We start from the raw sequence: 18,905 nt of genomic DNA, 5'->3' as shown, positions 1-18,905 counted from the left end.
GCTGATTCTGACAGTAATTATGGTTAACTTATAGTATAATATGGGAGATGATTATGTGACAATTAGAAGTAATCAGGCTACTTACGTGTCAAAAAAAGGATTTAGTGTAAGTATGTATTCACAGGATGAATTGCAGGCAATCCATATAGCCACATTGGAGGTTTTAGAAAAGTGTGGAGTCAGGGTTTTCCTAAAAGAAGCATTGGATATTTTTGAAAATGCAGGCGCTAAAGTCAACAGATCTGATAAAATTGTGAAAATTCCAGGATGGATGGTGGAGGATGCCATTAGAAGTGCTCCAAGTACAGTAATCCTTTATGGTCGTGATCCTAAATGGGATACGGTTTTAGGTGGCAGCAGGGTTAATTTTACAAACTTTGGTGCTGGTGTTAAAATTGTAGATCTTGATACAGGAAAGTTAAGAGAAACAACCAAACAGGATCTTGCAAACTCAGCTTTATTTGTTGATGGATTACCTGAGGTTGAGGTCTATTCCCAGGCTATAGTGCCAAGGGATGTCCCAGCTAAGTCATCAGACCTTCATGCCGCAGAAGCCTTCCTTAGCAATACAACTAAACACTGCCATCATATAGATCTAACCTGTGGTGAGCATGCAAAAAAATTCTTTGAAATGGGAGCCGCCATAGTAGGTGGAATGGATAAATTACGTGAAAGGCCAATTCTTTCAGTTCTTACATGTCCAACAAGTCCATTACAGCTTGGAGATGAGAACTGTGAAATTATCATGGAGTGTGCTAAGGCAGAGGTTCCAGTAAATGTTCTGTCTATGGCTTTGGCAGGAGCATCCTCACCAATAACAATTGCTGGTACACTAGTAAGCCATAACGCAGAAGTATTAAGTGGTATTGTACTAGCTCAGTTAGTAAACAAAGGTGCACCATGTATTTATGGTAGTTCGACAACAACCTTTGACATGCAGTTTGCAACTGCACCAGTTGGCTCACCAGAACTTGGAATGATTAATGCTGGTGTTGGTAATTTAGCACAGTTCTATAACCTGCCAAGCTATACAGCAGGTGGATAGGCTGACAGCAAACTACCTGATGCTCAGGCAGCATATGAAAAAACTATAACCGCCTTATTACCAGCAATGGGCGGAGTTAACTTGATTTATGGTCTGGGAATGTTGGATCTAGGGGTTACATTTAGCTATACCCAGCTAATGATAGACGCTGAAATAGCTAGAATGGTTAAGAGGGTTATTCAGGGTGTAGACGTTAATGACGCTACTCTAGCCGTAGATGTAATAAAGGCAGTAGGCCCAGGTAATGACTTCTTAATACAAAAGCATACCATGGACTTTATGAAAATAGAGCAGTCAAGGGCTAGGGTATTTGATAGAAGAATGAGAAACAACTGGGAGCTTGAAGGCAGTAAGGATACAGCTACAAAGGCTTCAGAAATGGCCAAAGAACTGCTTAACACCCACAAACCAGAGCCACTAGAAGCTAGCGTTAAAAATGAACTTAGAAGAATCGTGGAAAGTGTTGAGTAATCCTAATCCCAAGCAAAATTAATTAATACCCTAATATATCGAAGGTGTATGCTGGTAACATCTCTTTTGATAAAAATAATAAAGCCCAGGACTTAAAACTTAGGTGCAGGTGCATCTAGTGGACGGTATCAGGGGGATTTTATAAACAAAAAGAAAGATACAAGGAGGATACCCAAGGAGGGTAATTCCTCCTGTTTCTTATTCAAATTCTAGCGCAAAACCCCAAATTTTTATAGAAATGAGGTGTAAATATACCATATAAAGCGAATTATATAATTATATATTATAAAAATGCATGCATGTTAGCTAGATATTATTTTTGCAATGAAAGCAAATATGAATATGTCTGTAATTTATGAAAAACAAAATAAACAAAGAAAGTACAAAAGACCAAAAAAAAGTACAAGATTAATTTTCACAGTTTTCATACAATTTTAAATAAAGAAAATAAATAAAAATATTAGCTAAGCCCAAGGGCTGGGGGTGAACTTTAGATGGAAATAATAAACAATATAATACTTAGTTTAACAAAAGGTGATGCAGGTAGAATTATGAAGGACATTGAAACAGCCCTGGAAATAGGTCTTCCTCCAGAGGAAATACTGAAAAATGGCCTGCTAACCGCCATAAATATTGTTGGAGACAAATACAAAAAAAATGAGATATATGTCCCCGAAATTCTCCTTGCTACAAGAGCAATGAATGCTGGAATGAAGGTTCTAGAGCCTTATCTGTTGGCAAACAAGACCAAACCTACTGGTAGGGTTTTAATTGGAACTATTAAGGGAGACCTGCATGATATTGGCAAGAATCTGGTTAAGGTTACCCTGGAAAGAGAGGGCTTTGAGGTAAAAGACCTTGGTAAAGACGTATCAGAAGAAGAATTTATTAGAGCCAGCATGGACTTTAAACCCCATGTAATTGGCATATCAACCCTGCTAACATCCACCATGGTGGGACTCAAGGACGTTATAGTTGCTTTGGACAGAGCTGGCATTAGAAGAAAAGTTCTGGTAATGGTTGGCGGTGTCCCTATAACAGAAAGATTTGCCATGGGCATTGGAGCTGATATTTATGCCTATGATGCAGGTGAAGCAGCTTCAGTTTTAAAGAAAAGGTTATATAGAGCAGGTTGATCTATTACTTTTTGGAGGTGAGAAAACCATACAGAAGTAGAAATAAGTTTAAATCAAAAGGTGGTTTGACCTTAAATGTTAATGTAAAAAACTAATCAGTATAGAAAGGAGAGGAAGTTATGACAATAAGAAGCATGCAATCTAGTTATACTGTAAAGCAGGGTTTTAGTCTGGACATGTACACCGAAGATGAATTGAGAGCAATACACCTGGCCACCCTTGAGGTATTGGAAAAAACTGGAGTAAAGGTTTATATGGAGGAAGCTCTAAATATATTTGAGGACGCAGGTGCAAAGGTAATTAGATCCGAAAAGTTAGTAAAAATTCCGGGATGGATGGTGGAGGATGCCATTAGAAGTGCTCCAAGGACTGTACTTCTTGCAGGTCGTGATCCCAAGTATGACGTATTGTTAGGAGGCAGCAGAGTTAACTTTACCTGTTTTGGTGCAGGGGTAAAAGTAGTAGACCCAGATACAGGTGTTCTAAGGGAAACTACAAAGGCTGATTTAGGAAATACGGCTTTGTTTGTGGACTACCTGGATGAGGTTGAGGTCTATTCCCAGGCAGTTGTTCCCAGAGACGTTAATCCTATTTCCTCAGACCTGCATGCTGCAGAAGCTTTCTTAAGTAATACATCAAAGCATTGTCACCATATTGACCTAACCTGCGGTGAACATGCCAAGAAGTATTTTCAAATGGGAGCAGCCATTGCAGGAGGTATGGAGGAACTGAGAGAGAGGCCAGTTTTATCAGTTCTTATCTGCCCAACAAGTCCACTGCAGCTTGCAGTTGAATGTTGTGAAATAATCATCGAATGTGCTAGAGCGGGAGTTCCAGTTAACGTTCTTTCAATGACCCTTGCAGGGGCATCTTCACCAATAACAATTGCTGGCACCTTAGTAGGTCATAATGCTGAAGTATTAAGTGGGATTGTATTAGCTCAATTAGCTAATAAAGGGGCGCCATGTATTTATGGCAGCTCAACAACCACCTTTGATATGCAGTTTGCAACAGCACCAGTTGGTTCGCCAGAGCTGGGAATGATCAATGCTGGGGTTGCCAGATTGGCACAGTTCTACTTATTGCCCAGCTATACAGCTGGTGGATAGGCTGACAGCAAGCTTTCTGATGCACAAGCAGGATACGAAAAAACAATGACCGCCTTGTTGCCAGCCCTGGCGGGAGCTAACCTGATTTACGGTTTGGGCATGCTAGAACTAGGTGTTACCTTTAGCTTTGGTCAGTTAATGATTGATGCTGAAATAGCTAGAATGGTTAAGAGAGTTGTTCAGGGTGTGGAAGTAAATGATGCAACTCTGGGGGTAGACGTTATTAAAGCAGTTGGTCCAGGAAATGACTTCTTAATCCAAAAGCATACAATGGACTTCATGAAATCCGAACAGTCAAGGGCGAAGGTCTTTGATAGAAGAATGAGAAACAACTGGGAGCTAAGAGGCAGCAAGGATGCTTCAGAAACTGCCGCTGAGATGGCAAGAGAAATTCTTGCTACCCATAAGCCTGAGCCATTAGAAACAAGTGTGAAAAATGAAATTAGAAGAATAGTAGAAAGCGCTGAATAACCCCAGACCTCTATACAAAGGAAGCTTTTAAAAGCTGGCACTTTTAAAAGCAGGTAAATAATAAACCCCACTCATGATGGTTAATAAAGGTGTAGGTGCACCTTATTAACCATCATGTTCTTTCCAAAACAATTCAAAAAATAAGACAAAGGGACCTCCTCTGTCTTATTTTTTATATCATCATATAATGCTTGTGGAAATTTGCAAAAAAAGGTTAAAATATAAAAGGTTAAAGTATTAGAATATATTAGAAAAGGCTGTTATCCTTGGAATTGGGCTAGAACAGGAAAGGGGTTTTGTTATGCTTTTTGTAATAGACATTGGAAATACCAATATTGTCATGGGGGTTTATAAAGGCAATAATTTAGAGTACTATTGGAGAATATCTACAGATACAAACAAGACTTCTGACGAGTTAGGGGTTTTATTAAATCAGCTATTTGAATATAAGGGGGCTTCCCTTGAGGACATTAATGCTGTTGTCATATCATCTGTGGTTCCTACCATCATGTCAGCCATGGAAATGATGTGTGAGGAGTATATTAAAGTAAAACCCCTCATTATTGGGCCCGGTATAAAGACAGGGCTCGTAATAAAATTTGATAATCCCAAGGAGGTTGGAGCAGATAGAATAGTGAATGCTGTAGCAGCAATTGAAAAATATGGAGCACCGGCAATTGTTGTTGATTTCGGCACCGCAACAACCTTTGATGCAATTTCTCCCGAAAAATATTACCTGGGTGGGGCCATTACACCAGGTATTGGAATCTCCATGGATGCCCTTTTTAGTAGGGCAGCCAAACTGCCAAGGGTTGAGCTGCAAAAACCTGATAGTGTGATAGGAAAAAGTACTGTTACATGTATGCAGTCAGGTATCCTTTATGGATATATAGGTCAGGTAGATGGTATTGTGAGCAGGATGAAAAGGGAACTAGGGGGTTCCCCTGCAGCTATTGCCACTGGCGGCCTGGCTGGATTTATTGCCCCCCATTGTGACACTATTGACCATATTGATCCATACCTGACATTAGAAGGATTAAAGATAATATATAAAAGAAATCTATAACCTGCAATGGAGAAATAATATGTACATAGGATCAATCAAATTAAGAAATTGTGTTGTGTCAGCACCCATGGCAGGTGTCAGTGATAAGGTTTTTCGTATTTTAGCTAAAGAAAACGGCTGCGCTCTTACTTATACTGAAATGGTAAGTGCAAATGCTTTGATGCACAATAGCTGCAAGACCCTGGAGCTTTTTAACATAGATGGAGAGATGCAGCCAACAGCTGTGCAAATATTTGGATCAGATCCAAAAATCATGGCACAAGCTGCCTGCATGATTGAAAAGAAAAAGCCCCAGATTATAGATATCAACATGGGATGCCCTGCACCTAAAATAGTTAAAAACAATGAGGGCTCTGCTTTGATGAAGAATCCACGGTTAATTAAGGAGATAATAGAAGCAGTATGCTCAAGTGTAAAGGTGCCGGTTACTGTGAAAATAAGAGCCGGATGGAGTCCAGAAACAATTAATGCTGTTGAGGTGGCGAAAATCGTTGAAGAAGCTGGCGCAGCAGCTATAACTGTCCATGGAAGAACAAGATGCCAATTTTATAGAGGAAAAGCCAATTGGGAATTAATTAAAAGGGTTAAAGGTGCTGTAAATATACCTGTCATTGGAAATGGGGATATATGGGCCCCAGAAGATGGTAAAAGAATGCTTGATGAGACTGGCTGTGACTTGATAATGATTGGAAGGGGAGCTATGGGCAATCCCTGGATATTTAAAAGAACCATTCATTTTATTACAACAGGAGAGCATTTACCCCCACCATCACAAGGGGAAAGAATAGCAATGGGTATTAGACACTATAATATGCTTATGGAGGAAAAGGGAGAGGCTTTAGCTGTTAGACAAATGAGAAAGCATCTAGCCTGGTATTTTAAAGGATTAAGGAATGCAGCTAGAATGCGCGAAGAGATAAATAAGCTGGATGATGCCCAATTAGTTATAGAAAAACTAAATAAATATTATGCCGAATATTGTTGAGTTGCCTGTCTAATTTTGATAGGCAACTTTATTTGCTTATGATAAAGATTTTTGTTATTATAAATGTAGACAATTTTGTGCACAATAAGAGGAGAATTACTATTATGGATGTTATGCGTATTGGTGATAAGGTTCTGAGCAAAAAAAAACTCTACGCAATTATTGATAAGACCCTAAATTTAAGAGCTGAAGGGCTATCTCAACAAGAGGTTGCAAATATAATGGGCCTGGACCGGCCTTTTATTTCTAGACTAGAAAAACTAGGTGAAGTTAGAAAAGGCAGAAAAATAGGAGTTGTTGCCTTTCCTATAGAGAACAAGCTTGAACTGGAACAGTTTCTTAAAAAAGAAGGTATAGACTTCATGCTCCTTATGACAGATGAGGAAAGATGGGGTTTTGTCAAGGAAAAACAGGGTATTGAACTATTTAATGATGTGATGGAGATTATAGCCCGTTTGAGGTCCTGTGATGTAATTATAGTTATTGGCTCAAACTACAGGATAAAATTATGCGAAGCTTTAGTTGATAAAGAGGTTATTGGAATAGAGATTGGCAAATCGCCCATAGAAGGAAACAAGCTTATAGATATGCAGATTATTAAAAATGTGTTTTCCACATTGAATGCATAAGGAGAGTGGCTGGATATGAAAAAAGTGGTTAGTGTGAGTCTTGGCTCTTCAAAAAGGAATCATGCAGTTGAAATAGATGTATTGGGTGAAAAGGTATTAATAGAGCGTATTGGAACCGATGGAAGTTTAAAAAAGGCTGCTGAGATGGTTTCAGATCTAGATGGCAAGGTGGATTGCTTTGGCCTGGGTGGAACCGACCTATATATATTTGCTGGAACTAAACGTTATACTATTAGAGAAGCAGCCAAGATAGCTAAAAATGCCAGAAAAACTCCTATTGTGGATGGTAGTGGCTTAAAGAACACTTTAGAAAGAAGGACCATTAGTTACCTGCGGGAAGCCAAGGGAATAACATTTTCTGACAAAAAGGTTTTAATGGTTTGTGCAATGGATAGGTTTGGAATGGCAGAGGCTCTTGAAGATGCAGGGGCAAGTATGATCTATGGAGATTTAATTTTTGCCTTGGGAGTTTCCATACCTTTATATTCGCTAAAAACCTTGGATAAAGTGGCCAGGGTCATTGCTCCCATTGTAGTTCAAATGCCTTTAAAATTTCTATATCCTACAGGTAAAAAGCAAGAAGTAAGCAATGCAGAGGATAAATTTAAAAAATACTATGAAGATGCCCACATTATAGCTGGGGATTTCCATTTTATTAAAAAGCACATGCCGCCAATACTAGATGAGAAAATAGTAATTACAAATACTGTGACAAAGGAAGACGTGCAGGATTTAAAAGACAGGGGTGTTTCCCTGCTGGTAACTACTACCCCTCATCTAAACGGCAGATCATTTGGTACAAACGTTATTGAAGGAGTCTTAGTTGCACTTTCAGAAAAGGGTAACAAGGGGCTAACTAGTAATGAGTATTTAAATTTACTTGAAAAACTAAATTTTGTTCCCCATACAGAGTGGTTGAATGGAAATACATTTCAAACCCAGGAGGTTAGTCATGGATAGGTTTGCATTTATGATACACCCAATTGATAGTTCAGATATAGCAAGAAAATTTTCTTTCCTTAAACGGCTTCCGGACAGATTACTTGATAAAATAATTTACCATATGCCACCTATAAAGACTTCAGAAATAACAGGTATAAAATCCATATATGATGATACCGAGGTTTTAGGAAACTTTCTTGGATGCACCCTAACTAGCAAACAAATGGTTGAACTGCCTACTGATGTAGTTATAGATAAAATAATTCGAACAGGTAAAATCGCGGAAAAGTTAGGTGCTAGAATTTTAGGCTTAGGAGCAATGACTTCTGTTGTAGGAGACGCAGGATATACAGTAGCGCAAAACTTGAAGCTTCCTGTTACTACTGGCAACAGCTATACAATAGCAACTGCCATGGAAGGAACAGAAAAGGCTGCAGAAATGTTAGGCATAGATATTAGAGGAGCTGAGGTTTTAATAATTGGAGCCAACGGCTCAATTGGAAACGTTTGTGCACAGATGATGGCCAGAAAATGTGGTTATTTGACCCTGGTTTCACGAGACGTAAAAAAGTTAGAGAGACTATCAGCAAAGATTTTAAGAGAAACAGGCCTGGCAGTAAAAATATCTAACCGATCAGAACAAGCAATAAAAACGGCTGATATAATAATAACTGTTACCTCTTCAGTAGACTGTGTAATTAATCCTGAGGACTTAAAACCAGGTGCACTTGTTTGTGATGTGGCAAGACCGAGGGATGTATCCAAAAAGGTTGCAGAACTTAGAGATGATGTGCTTATTATTGAAGGTGGATTAGTTGAGGTTCCAGGAGATGTTGATTTTAATCTAAACTTTGGCTATCCACCAAAATTAGCACTAGCTTGTATGGCTGAGACAATGATACTAGCTTTAGAAAAAAAATGGACATCATATACCCTGGGAAGAGAAATAACAATCAAGCAAGTAGATGAGATACATAAATTAGGTAAAAAACATGGGTTTAAACTAGCTGGGTTCAGGAGTTTTGAAAAAATAGTTAAGCCTGAAATCATTGATAGGGTAAGATATTTCACTAAACAGAATACAAAAAAAGCTATCCAAGGATAAATTTTAAGAGAAATTAGACAAATAATACTGAATACTTTCCTTGACAAATATTAGGAAGGTCTTTATAATAGCCATAAAGAAAGAGCACAAGCACTGTTATTTTTTTAATAACAGTGCTTGTTGTTATAATAATTAGGGGGTTTTATACTTTAATAGTAATTTTAATGGGTGAATATAGATATAATAAATACTATTATTGTAGCATTACTTTGTTTGATATGACTAAAAAGGAGAGTTAAGCATGTCTACAAAAGATGTAATTTTAACTGTTGAAGGTCTTAAAAAGCTAGAGGAGGAATTAGTTTACCTTAAAACAGTGAAAAGACAAGAAGTAGCAGAGAGGATAAAACAGGCAAGAGAGTTTGGGGATATTAGTGAGAACTCAGAATATGAAGATGCCAAGCATGAACAGGCATTTATTGAGGGCAGAATACTGACTTTGGAGAAAAAACTTAGAAATGCTAAACTTATTGACAATGATGCAGTTGACACAAAAGCAGTCAGTGTAGGGTCCAGAGTAAAATTAAAGGACCTGGAATCAGGTGATGAGTTTGAATATGTTATTGTTGGCTCTATGGAGGCAGATCCATTGAATTCAAAAATATCAAATGAATCTCCTGTTGGAAAAGCAATCATTGGACAAAAGAGTGGCTCTATTGTAGAAGTAAATGTTCCTGTAGGAACTTTAAAATATGAGATTATGCAAATCTCCAAGTAAGTTTAATGCCATAAGTTAACAGGACTGCGGTTTTCTATCGTTAGTCCTGATTTATTTTGTTCTATAACTGTCATAGGGCTGGATGGTCATGGCTGAATAAGCTAAAGGTGTATTGTACCATTTTTAAAATGGGCAATATAGAATTGTAAGGATATAATTATGCTGTGGACATGCATGGTTATTAACATTATAATTATTTTTACTGAGAATTGTACGTGTTGCAGAAAACAAGGAGGTTGCTGTTTAATGGATATGGAATTTAATGAATTAATACAAGTAAGAAGAGAAAAGCTTAATGAATTTAGACAGCTTGGAATTGATCCCTTTGGAAGCAAGTTTGAAGTTACGCATAAGGCACAGGAAATAGCAGAAAATTTTGAGGCTCTAGATGGACAACCAGTAAAAATAGCAGGCCGAATAATGGCAAAAAGGGTTCAAGGCAAGGCAAGCTTTGGTCATATTCAAGACCTTTCTGGTCAAATACAGATTTATGCACAGGTAAATAATCTTGGGGAAGAAGCATATGCACTGTTTAAAAAAATGGATATTGGCGACATAATTGGAATTGAAGGGTCTGTTTTTAAAACCCGTCGCGGTGAGGTTACAGTTGAAATACATAAAATAAAGCTATTGACAAAATCCCTTCAGCCTTTACCAGAAAAATGGCATGGCTTAAAAGATGTTGACTTAAGGTATCGTCAAAGATATCTAGATCTGATAGTCAATCCTGGGGTTAAGAATGTTTTTATAAAGAGAACAAAGATTATCCAGGCAATGAGAAAATTTCTGGACAGCAGAGGATTTCTTGAAGTGGAAACTCCTACACTGCATGTTATTCCCGGTGGAGCATCTGCAAGGCCCTTCATTACTCACCATAATACTCTAGACATGGAATTGTACATGAGGATAGCTTTAGAACTTCACTTAAAACGACTTCTTGTAGGAGGATTGGAAAGAGTTTATGAAATAGGCAGAAACTTTAGGAATGAGGGAATTTCAACCAAACATAATCCTGAATTTACAATGATGGAGCTTTACCAGGCATATGCAGACTATGAAGATATGATGGAAATTACAGAAAACATGATTGCTTTTATTGCCAAGGAAGTGTTAGGGGGAACAAAAGCTATCTATCAGGGACAGGAGATAGATCTAACTCCGCCATGGGAAAGAATTACAATGGTGGATGCAGTAAAAAAGTTTGCTAATGTGGACTATAATGAATGGAAAACAGTAGAGGATGCTATCAATGCTGCCAGGCAAATTGGCATTGGAGTAGAAAAAGGTTCAACAATGGGAGAAATACTAAATCTAATATTTGAAGAAAAAGTAGAGCCACATCTAGTGCAACCTGTATTTATTAAAGATTATCCAATTGAGATTTCACCACTTGCAAAAAAGATTGAAGGTAATGAAAGCTTTACTTACCGTTTTGAAGCCTTTGTTGTAAATAGAGAATTAGCCAATGCTTTTTCTGAGCTTAACGATCCAATAGACCAAAAAGAAAGATTTGAAAAGCAGATGGAATTAAGGGATAAAGGTGATGAAGAAGCTCAGCGTATGGATGATGATTTTGTAAGGGCGTTAGAATATGGCATGCCACCTGCAGGAGGGCTTGGCATAGGAATAGATAGACTAGTTATGCTATTGACTGATAGCCCGTCCATCAGAGATGTAATCTTATTCCCAACAATGAGGCCCAGAGAAAATTAACAGTAAGTATTCACTAGCTTTAAAGCAGCTCCCTTTTATCAGGCAGCTGCTTTGGCTTTTTAATTTAATAACTATTAAAATGTCAAAATGTTAAAACAAAATTATTGACATCTTGAATAAATGAATATATTATCAAAACTAGGCTTAGTTTAGTGTAATTCAAGAACCTACATAAATTTAGTCGTTGAAATTACTGCGGTTGCTAAACATAAGTAGCTATATATTTTGTTAGGCATTAAAGAGCAAAAATTCAGAAATTATCTTGGAGGAGGATTATTTATGAAGAAAAGTTTTGTTGTTTTAGTGGCATTGCTTTTAGCATTTGGCTTGGTGCTAACAGCATGCGGAGGCAAAAGTGACAGTGGCAGTAGTGGTGGAAGTAACGAGAAACAAGAAGTTGAAACAATCAATATAGGGGGAATATTTCCACTAACCGGAGCCATTGCAACATTTGGACAATCATCAGTTGAAGCTATACAATTGGCATTTGAAGAAATTAATGCTAAGGGTGGAGTTCTAGGTGGAAAACAGTTAAAGTTTATTGTTGAAGATAACAGAAGTGTGCAGCCAGATTCAGCTACAGCGGCACAAAAGTTGATAAACCAGGATAAGGTTGTAGCTATTTTAGGTCCAGTAGCAAGCTCTAACTCATTGGCTGCTGCACCAATTGCTCAGGAAGCAAAAATTCCTTTATTGTCACCCACATCTACCAATCCAGCAGTTACACAAGTAGGAGACTTTATTTTTAGGGCAGCTTTTATTGACCCCTTCCAGGGAGCAGTAATGGCAAACTTTGCATTAGATAATCTGGGTGCAAAAACAGCAGCCATTATGACCGATGCAAATAGTGACTACTCCAAAGGTCTTGGAGAAGTATTTAAACAAGTATTTGAAAGCAAGGGTGGGACAATTGTTGCAAATGTGTCCTTCATGAGTGGGGATACAGACTTCAATACCATTTTAACAACTGTACGTAACGCAAATCCGGATGTTGTTTGGGTACCATCTTACTATGATACAGCTGGGCTAATTCTAGACCAGGCAAAGAACAATGTTGGTTTTAGCAGAGATGTGATTTTCCTTGGCGCAGATGGTTGGGATTCTCCTGTAATGTTTGAACTAGCGGGAGATGCGGCTGATGGCTTCTACTTTAGTAATCATTATTCTCCTGACGTAGATAGTCCAGAAGTTAAATCCTTCTTGGCAGCTTATCAGGCCAAGTACAACAACAAAATGCCAGATGCTCTAGCTGCTTTAGCTTATGATGCTGCATATATGCTTGCAGCAGCAATTGAAAAAGCAGGATCTGCAGAACCTCAAGCAATTAGAGATGCATTAGCTGATGTTGAAATTGTAGGTGTAAGCGGACAAATTAAATTAAATGAAAATAGGGACCCAGTTAAGAGTGCGGTGGTTATCAAAATTGAGAATCAGCAGCAGGTATACTATACAACAGTTAATCCCTAAAAATTTTACAAATTTGATGAATTCCCTTAACTGTTAAGTTTATATGCATAAGAGGGGTAAAAGCTTACCCCTCTTTACTGCTTTAAGAATGTATTGGGCAAATTTAGATAATTTTACAAGTATTAATATACCATGTATAACGATCTCTCGCTCGAAATATAAAAGCATTTGGAAACTTATGCAGCTTTTTAATAATAGAAGTATAGAGATAGGAGTGAGACTGTGGAGGAGATTTTACAACAGTTAATAAATGGAATTTCTTTGGGTAGTGTATATGCACTAATTGCCTTGGGTTACACAATGGTCTACGGAATAATTAAATTAATTAATTTTGCCCATGGTGAAATTTTTATGCTTGGAGCCTTAGCGGGCTTTTTTGCAATTACTGTTTTAGGTTTGCCTTTTTTTCTAGCACTGGTTTTAGCCATGGCAGTCTGTGCGACTCTTGGAGTGGTTATGGAAAGAATTGCCTATAAACCTTTGCGTAACGCTCATAGAATAGCAGCTTTAATGACAGCTGTAGGCTTATCATTATTTTACCAAAATTTTACTATTTATACAGTTGGCGCCACGCCTAAGGCGTTTCCACGTATACCTGTACAAACTTGGGAAATTTTTGGTGTGGCTATTAGCAATAGGCAATTAATCATCTTAGTTACTGCAATATCACTAATGCTTTTACTGCAATTCATTGTCCACAAGACTAAGATGGGCAAAGCCATGAGGGCTGTTTCCTTTGATCGTGATGCAGCAAGATCAATGGGAATAAGTGTCGATAAAACAATTTCATTTACTTTTGCCATTGGATCCTCTTTAGCTGCCGCAGCTGGTGTTTTATTTGGAATGTATTATGGTACAGTTCACCCTATGATGGGATTACTTCCGGGCCTTAAAGCTTTCGTTGCAGCTGTTCTTGGAGGAATTGGAATTATTCCGGGAGCCATGCTTGGGGGCATGATTTTGGGATTGGCAGAAGCAGGAGTTAGTGCTATAGGATTTTCAACATATCGGGATGCAGTAGCATTTGCCATATTAATAGTAATATTAATTGTAAGACCCTCAGGACTTCTTGGTAAGAACGTTAGAGAGAAGGTGTAAGGTGTTTATGAAAAAACTACTTGTGATCACGGGATTTGTCGTTTTTGGGGTAATAATCCAGGTTCTGATTTGGAATGGTGTAGTAAACAATTATTATGCACAGGTTCTTACCTTAATGAGTATTTTCATTATCCTTGCAACTAGCTTGAATTTGATTAATGGTATAACTGGTCAATTTTCTTTAGGACATGCTGGCTTTGCAGCTGTAGGTGCTTATTTTTCTGCTATTATTACGACCAGATTAAACCTAGGGCTGCCTGATTTTTTAACGTTTTTCCTGGCCCTGCTGGTTGGAGGCCTTGTAGCAGCAATGGTTGGGTTTCTAATTGGGCTGCCAACTCTTCGTTTAAGAGGAGACTACTTGGCGATTGCTACCCTGGGCTTTGGAGAAATTATCCGGGTCTTATTCTTGAATTGGAAATATGTTGGCGCTGCTTCAGGTATGTGGGGTATACCTGGATATACTAATTTTTTATGGGCCTATTTAGTAGCTATTGTTACTGTATTATTTATTGTTAATTTTATGCATACTTCTCACGGGCGGGCGTGTCTTTCCATTAGGGAAGATGAGATTGCTGCAGAAACCATGGGGATAAATACAACAAAATACAAGGTGATGGCATTTACTTTTGGTGCTTTCTTTGCTGGAGTAGCTGGAGGTGTTTTTGCTCACTTAATACGCTTGCTGCACCCGCAATCCTTTACCTTTATGTTTTCCGTTGAAGTATTATTAATGGTAGTTTTAGGTGGTTTGGGAAGTATTACTGGTTCTATTGCCGCGGCAATACTGTTAACAACCATGACTGAGGCTCTGCGTCAGTTTTCTGAACTTAGAATGGTTATCTATGCTTTGATGTTAATTGGCATTATGATTTTTAGGCCCCAGGGTCTTTTAGGTACAAAGGAATTAAGCACGGAGTCCTTTGTAAAGTTATGGAACTGGATAAAAAAATTACTTGGACGGTCAGAGAAAGTAGGTGAACAAGTTGACAATACTAAAGACAGTTAACCTTTGTAAAAAATTTGGTGGTTTAAATGCAGTTTCTGACTTTGAAATTACTATTAATAACGGTGAATTAATAGGACTTATTGGGCCTAACGGAGCTGGTAAGACTACTGTATTTAATATGTTAACTGGGGTATATGAGCCTACTTCAGGAGATATACTATTTGAAGACAAAAGCATGGTTGGAAAAAAACCATATAATATTACCCAGTTAGGAATGGCAAGAACCTTTCAAAACATCCGCCTATTTAAGGATTTGAAAGTAATTGATAACGTAAAGATTGCATATCATCAGAATGTATCCTATGGTGTGGCCGCAGGCATACTACAATCTGCCAAATATAAAAAGGAAGAGGAGGAGATTACTCAAAAAGCAATAGACCTCCTAAAAATATTTAATTTGGAAGATAAAAAGGATGAATATGCTAAAAACCTGCCCTATGGCGAACAGCGCCGCTTGGAAATTACCAGAGCGCTAGCCACCAAACCTAAGCTGCTTTTATTAGATGAACCTGCTGCGGGAATGAATCCTCAAGAAACCCATCAGCTTATGGAAATGATTAGATGGATCAAAGAAAAATTCAGTTTGACTGTCTTACTCATTGAGCATGATATGTCTCTAGTAATGAATGTATGTGAGCGTATCTATGTTTTAGATTACGGAAGAATTATTGCTCATGGCTCTCCTGATGAAATAAAGAATGATCCAAAGGTAATTGAAGCCTATTTGGGGGAGGAGGTAAGCTAAATGTTAAGAATTGAAAATATTAACGTGTATTACGGCGTCATCCATGCCATAAAAGGCATTACCCTGGAGGTTAAAGAGGGTCAAATAGTAACTCTTATTGGGGCTAATGGGGCAGGTAAAACCACTATATTGCGTACAATATCAGGTTTAATTAAGGCTAAATCCGGATGCATATGGTTTAAAGGGCAAGACGTTACAGGTGTACCTGCTGAAAAGATTGTGGAGATGGGAATGTCCCATGTTTTAGAGGGAAGAAGAGTCTTTGCCAATATGTCAGTATATGAGAATTTAGAACTTGGTGCATATCTGCGCAAAGACAAGGTAGAGATTAAAAAAGATATGAATAAAGTGTTTGAACGTTTTCCTAGATTATTTGAAAGAAAAAACCAAATTGCTGGTACTTTAAGTGGTGGTGAGCAGCAGATGCTGGCCATGGGTAGAGCCCTTATGTCTAGGCCAAAGCTGCTGTTATTAGATGAACCATCTATGGGATTGGCTCCACTACTTGTTCAAGAGATATTTTCTATAATAAAAGAGTTAAATGATGAAGGGACCACTATTTTGCTAGTAGAACAGAACGCTCATATGGCGCTTTCTGTTGCCGATCAAGGATATGTTTTAGAAACCGGACGTATAGTTCTAGATGGCCCAGCAAGCGAGCTAGCTGCTAGTGAAGATGTTCGAAAGGCATATTTAGGGGTTTAATTACTTATTAGAGTTAAGACTTTCTAAATATAGAATAATAGAAATATGATTAAAAAATATTAAAAAATATGATTAAAAAACCAGTTGACAAGAAGAAAAAGAGATGTTATCATAACTATTGTCGTCTGGAGCAGTAAAGCAAAGAAGTGCAGCTGGAACAACAAACAAAACACAGAAACAACCCAAAAAACAGCAGATAAAAACGAAAAGTTCCAGTGCATACCAGTTGCAAAACTAAAGCAGATGTGTTAAGATAAAGTTCCTGCCACAAAGAAGCAGGACAAAAGCAAGAAGAAACAAAAGACAAAAGCAAGAAAAAAATGATCTTTGAGAATTGAACAGTGATAGAATTAAACCCGTTAATATTAAAGCCAAACTAAATTATGAAGATAATATAGTAAGGCACAAACAGTAAAGAATTAACAGGACAACAAGTCCAAAAAACGAGCAGGTCAAACGAAAGTTAAAAACTAGCTTAGGTTAAGACTTAAGCTAGAAAAAATATAACTGGAGAGTTTGATCCTGGCTCAGGACGAACGCTGGCGGCGTGCTTAACACATGCAAGTCGAACGGAGCGGAGGTCAGTCGTCAGAGGTCAGAAGTCTGCAATAGAAGCAATTGGCAAGCCAATTGCAGACAAGAGCGGACATCGGACTTCCGATGACTGACTTCCAATCAGTGGCGGACGGGTGAGTAACGCGTGGGTAACCTACCCTTTAAGCTGGGATAACTCCGGGAAACTGGAGCTAATACCGGATAAGCTTACAGTATGGCATCATACAGTAAGAAAAGGAGGCCTCTGGAATAAGCTTCCGATAAAGGATGGACCCGCGTCCCATTAGCTAGTTGGTGAGGTAGAGGCTCACCAAGGCGACGATGGGTAGCCGGCCTGAGAGGGTGGACGGCCACACTGGGACTGAGACACGGCCCAGACTCCTACGGGAGGCAGCAGTGGGGAATATTGCGCAATGGGGGAAACCCTGACGCAGCAACGCCGCGTGAGTGAAGAAGGCCTTCGGGTCGTAAAGCTCTGTCAATGGGGAAGAAGTCTTATTTTTGAATAGGGAATAAGGTGACGGTACCCAAGGAGGAAGCCACGGCTAACTACGTGCCAGCAGCCGCGGTAATACGTAGGTGGCAAGCGTTGTCCGGAATTACTGGGCGTAAAGGGCGTGTAGGTGGTCAAACAAGTCAGGTGTGAAACCCCGGGGCTTAACTTCGGGCATGCATTTGAAACTGTATGACTTGAGGGCAAGAGAGGAAAGTGGAATTCCTAGTGTAGCGGTGAAATGCGTAGATATTAGGAGGAACACCAGTGGCGAAGGCGACTTTCTGGATTGACCCTGACACTGAGGCGCGAAAGCGTGGGGAGCAAACAGGATTAGATACCCTGGTAGTCCACGCCGTAAACGATGGGTACTAGGTGTTGGAGGTATCGACCCCTTCAGTGCCGCAGCAAACGCATTAAGTACCCCGCCTGGGGAGTACGGCCGCAAGGCTGAAACTCAAAGGAATTGACGGGGGCCCGCACAAGCGGTGGAGCATGTGGTTTAATTCGACGCAACGCGAAGAACCTTACCAGGGCTTGACATCCTCTGACGTCCATAGAGATATGGAGTTTTCTTCGGAAACAGAGAGACAGGTGGTGCATGGTTGTCGTCAGCTCGTGTCGTGAGATGTTGGGTTAAGTCCCGCAACGAGCGCAACCCCTGTACTTAGTTGCCAGCAATAAGATGGGCACTCTAAGTAGACTGCCGGTGACAAACCGGAGGAAGGTGGGGATGACGTCAAATCATCATGCCCCTTATGTCCTGGGCTACACACGTGCTACAATGGTCGGTACAGAGGGCAGCGAGACCGTGAGGTGGAGCAAATCCCAAAAAGCCGATCACAGTTCGGATTGTAGGCTGAAACTCGCCTACATGAAGTCGGAATCGCTAGTAATCGCAGGTCAGCATACTGCGGTGAATACGTTCCCGGGCCTTGTACACACCGCCCGTCACACCACGAAAGCTGGCAACACCCGAAGCCGGTGAGCTAACTCGTTCGGAGGTCAGAGGTCAGAAGTCAGAAGTCTAAACAGAAGTCAGAGGACAGAAGTCCGAGGTCAGAAATAGAAGCAATTGGCTAAGCCGATTGCAACAAGAACTGACAGCAGACAATGGATACTTGACAACTGAACAGACAACCGACATCCGATTTCCGACTTCCGAATGAGGGGCAGCCGTCTAAGGTGGGGCTAGTGATTGGGGTGAAGTCGTAACAAGGTAGCCGTATCGGAAGGTGCGGCTGGATCACCTCCTTTCTAAGGAGTAAAGATACTTCTAGGTCGGTTTAACGGAGTTTAAGGAAATCACTGTTTAATTTTGAGAGATCAAAAGATCTTTCAGTAGTACCTGTTCTTTGAAAACTACACAGCGAAAAAAACTACAATGCAAGCTAGAAGCTCATAATTAGGAAGAAGAAAGAAAAAGCAAGATCAAGCTAATAA

At 39.3% G+C, this 18,905-nt stretch carries 13 protein-coding genes, 1 rRNA gene and 2 pseudogenes; all 16 read left to right on the top strand.

The window, feature by feature from the left end; all coding sequences use genetic code 11:
- Positions 1-40: 40 nt before the first annotated feature.
- Positions 41-1,516, top strand: a pseudogene (mttB, locus tag K364_RS27165) ([trimethylamine--corrinoid protein] Co-methyltransferase).
- A 494-nt stretch (positions 1,517-2,010) separates the two neighbouring features.
- Complete coding sequence (locus tag K364_RS0101320; protein ID WP_028306518.1) at positions 2,011-2,652, top strand: corrinoid protein; 642 nt, start codon at positions 2,011-2,013, stop codon at positions 2,650-2,652.
- Between the two features lie 119 nt (positions 2,653-2,771).
- Positions 2,772-4,232, top strand: a pseudogene (gene mttB, locus K364_RS27160) ([trimethylamine--corrinoid protein] Co-methyltransferase).
- A 301-nt stretch (positions 4,233-4,533) separates the two neighbouring features.
- Positions 4,534-5,298: a type III pantothenate kinase gene (locus K364_RS0101305; RefSeq protein WP_028306515.1), complete on the top strand. Its 765-nt coding sequence runs from the start codon at positions 4,534-4,536 to the stop codon at positions 5,296-5,298.
- 19 nt (positions 5,299-5,317) lie between these two features.
- The gene (gene dusB / locus K364_RS0101300) at positions 5,318-6,283 is read left to right on the top strand and encodes a tRNA dihydrouridine synthase DusB (protein ID WP_028306514.1); all 966 of its coding nucleotides are present in this window, start codon (positions 5,318-5,320) and stop codon (positions 6,281-6,283) included.
- Positions 6,284-6,387: 104 nt separating this feature from the next.
- Complete coding sequence (locus tag K364_RS0101295) at positions 6,388-6,912, top strand: transcriptional regulator (RefSeq protein ID WP_028306513.1); 525 nt, start codon at positions 6,388-6,390, stop codon at positions 6,910-6,912.
- A 15-nt stretch (positions 6,913-6,927) separates the two neighbouring features.
- Positions 6,928-7,872, top strand: coding sequence for a hypothetical protein (locus K364_RS0101290; RefSeq protein ID WP_028306512.1), 945 nt, complete (start codon positions 6,928-6,930; stop codon positions 7,870-7,872).
- Positions 7,865-8,959, top strand: a complete 1,095-nt coding sequence (locus tag K364_RS0101285) for a saccharopine dehydrogenase NADP-binding domain-containing protein (protein WP_028306511.1) — start codon at positions 7,865-7,867, stop codon at positions 8,957-8,959. The genes K364_RS0101290 and K364_RS0101285 overlap by 8 nt, the downstream gene beginning before the upstream one ends.
- A gap of 241 nt (positions 8,960-9,200) precedes the next feature.
- On the top strand, positions 9,201-9,677 hold the full coding sequence (gene greA, locus K364_RS0101280; RefSeq protein WP_028306510.1) for a transcription elongation factor GreA: 477 nt from the start codon (positions 9,201-9,203) through the stop codon (positions 9,675-9,677).
- A gap of 246 nt (positions 9,678-9,923) precedes the next feature.
- Positions 9,924-11,390: a lysine--tRNA ligase gene (gene lysS, locus K364_RS0101275; RefSeq protein ID WP_028306509.1), complete on the top strand. Its 1,467-nt coding sequence runs from the start codon at positions 9,924-9,926 to the stop codon at positions 11,388-11,390.
- A gap of 279 nt (positions 11,391-11,669) precedes the next feature.
- Positions 11,670-12,857: an ABC transporter substrate-binding protein gene (locus tag K364_RS0101270; RefSeq protein ID WP_028306508.1), complete on the top strand. Its 1,188-nt coding sequence runs from the start codon at positions 11,670-11,672 to the stop codon at positions 12,855-12,857.
- A gap of 222 nt (positions 12,858-13,079) precedes the next feature.
- Positions 13,080-13,955, top strand: coding sequence for a branched-chain amino acid ABC transporter permease (locus tag K364_RS0101265; protein ID WP_028306507.1), 876 nt, complete (start codon positions 13,080-13,082; stop codon positions 13,953-13,955).
- 7 nt (positions 13,956-13,962) lie between these two features.
- Positions 13,963-14,964, top strand: a complete 1,002-nt coding sequence (locus tag K364_RS22445; RefSeq protein ID WP_051533738.1) for a branched-chain amino acid ABC transporter permease — start codon at positions 13,963-13,965, stop codon at positions 14,962-14,964.
- Positions 14,942-15,709: an ABC transporter ATP-binding protein gene (locus K364_RS0101255; RefSeq protein ID WP_028306506.1), complete on the top strand. Its 768-nt coding sequence runs from the start codon at positions 14,942-14,944 to the stop codon at positions 15,707-15,709. The genes K364_RS22445 and K364_RS0101255 overlap by 23 nt, the downstream gene beginning before the upstream one ends.
- Positions 15,710-16,414 (top strand): ABC transporter ATP-binding protein, encoded by a 705-nt coding sequence (locus tag K364_RS0101250; protein ID WP_028306505.1) that lies wholly within the window; start codon positions 15,710-15,712, stop codon positions 16,412-16,414.
- 504 nt (positions 16,415-16,918) lie between these two features.
- Positions 16,919-18,719: ribosomal RNA gene (locus tag K364_RS0101245) — 16S ribosomal RNA — on the top strand.
- The last annotated feature ends 186 nt before the right edge of the window (positions 18,720-18,905 follow it).

This window comes from Desulfitibacter alkalitolerans DSM 16504 (assembly GCF_000620305.1).
In the GTDB taxonomy this organism is placed as follows: domain Bacteria; phylum Bacillota; class DSM-16504; order Desulfitibacterales; family Desulfitibacteraceae; genus Desulfitibacter; species Desulfitibacter alkalitolerans.
Note: the sequence above shows the minus strand (reverse complement) of the source record. Positions and strands in the feature narration are given on the sequence as shown.

Excerpts from the sequence above, each read along its gene's own strand:
- lysS (WP_028306509.1), top strand. The coding sequence starts at position 9,924 with ATGGATATGGAATTTAATGAATTAATACAAGTAAGAAGAGAAAAGCTT.
- greA (WP_028306510.1), top strand. The coding sequence starts at position 9,201 with ATGTCTACAAAAGATGTAATTTTAACTGTTGAAGGTCTTAAAAAGCTA.
- K364_RS0101285 (WP_028306511.1), top strand. The coding sequence starts at position 7,865 with ATGGATAGGTTTGCATTTATGATACACCCAATTGATAGTTCAGATATA.
- K364_RS0101250 (WP_028306505.1), top strand. The coding sequence starts at position 15,710 with ATGTTAAGAATTGAAAATATTAACGTGTATTACGGCGTCATCCATGCC.
- K364_RS0101305 (WP_028306515.1), top strand. The coding sequence starts at position 4,534 with ATGCTTTTTGTAATAGACATTGGAAATACCAATATTGTCATGGGGGTT.
- K364_RS0101320 (WP_028306518.1), top strand. The coding sequence starts at position 2,011 with ATGGAAATAATAAACAATATAATACTTAGTTTAACAAAAGGTGATGCA.
- K364_RS22445 (WP_051533738.1), top strand. The coding sequence starts at position 13,963 with ATGAAAAAACTACTTGTGATCACGGGATTTGTCGTTTTTGGGGTAATA.
- dusB (WP_028306514.1), top strand. The coding sequence starts at position 5,318 with ATGTACATAGGATCAATCAAATTAAGAAATTGTGTTGTGTCAGCACCC.
- K364_RS0101290 (WP_028306512.1), top strand. The coding sequence starts at position 6,928 with ATGAAAAAAGTGGTTAGTGTGAGTCTTGGCTCTTCAAAAAGGAATCAT.
- K364_RS0101295 (WP_028306513.1), top strand. The coding sequence starts at position 6,388 with ATGGATGTTATGCGTATTGGTGATAAGGTTCTGAGCAAAAAAAAACTC.
- K364_RS0101270 (WP_028306508.1), top strand. The coding sequence starts at position 11,670 with ATGAAGAAAAGTTTTGTTGTTTTAGTGGCATTGCTTTTAGCATTTGGC.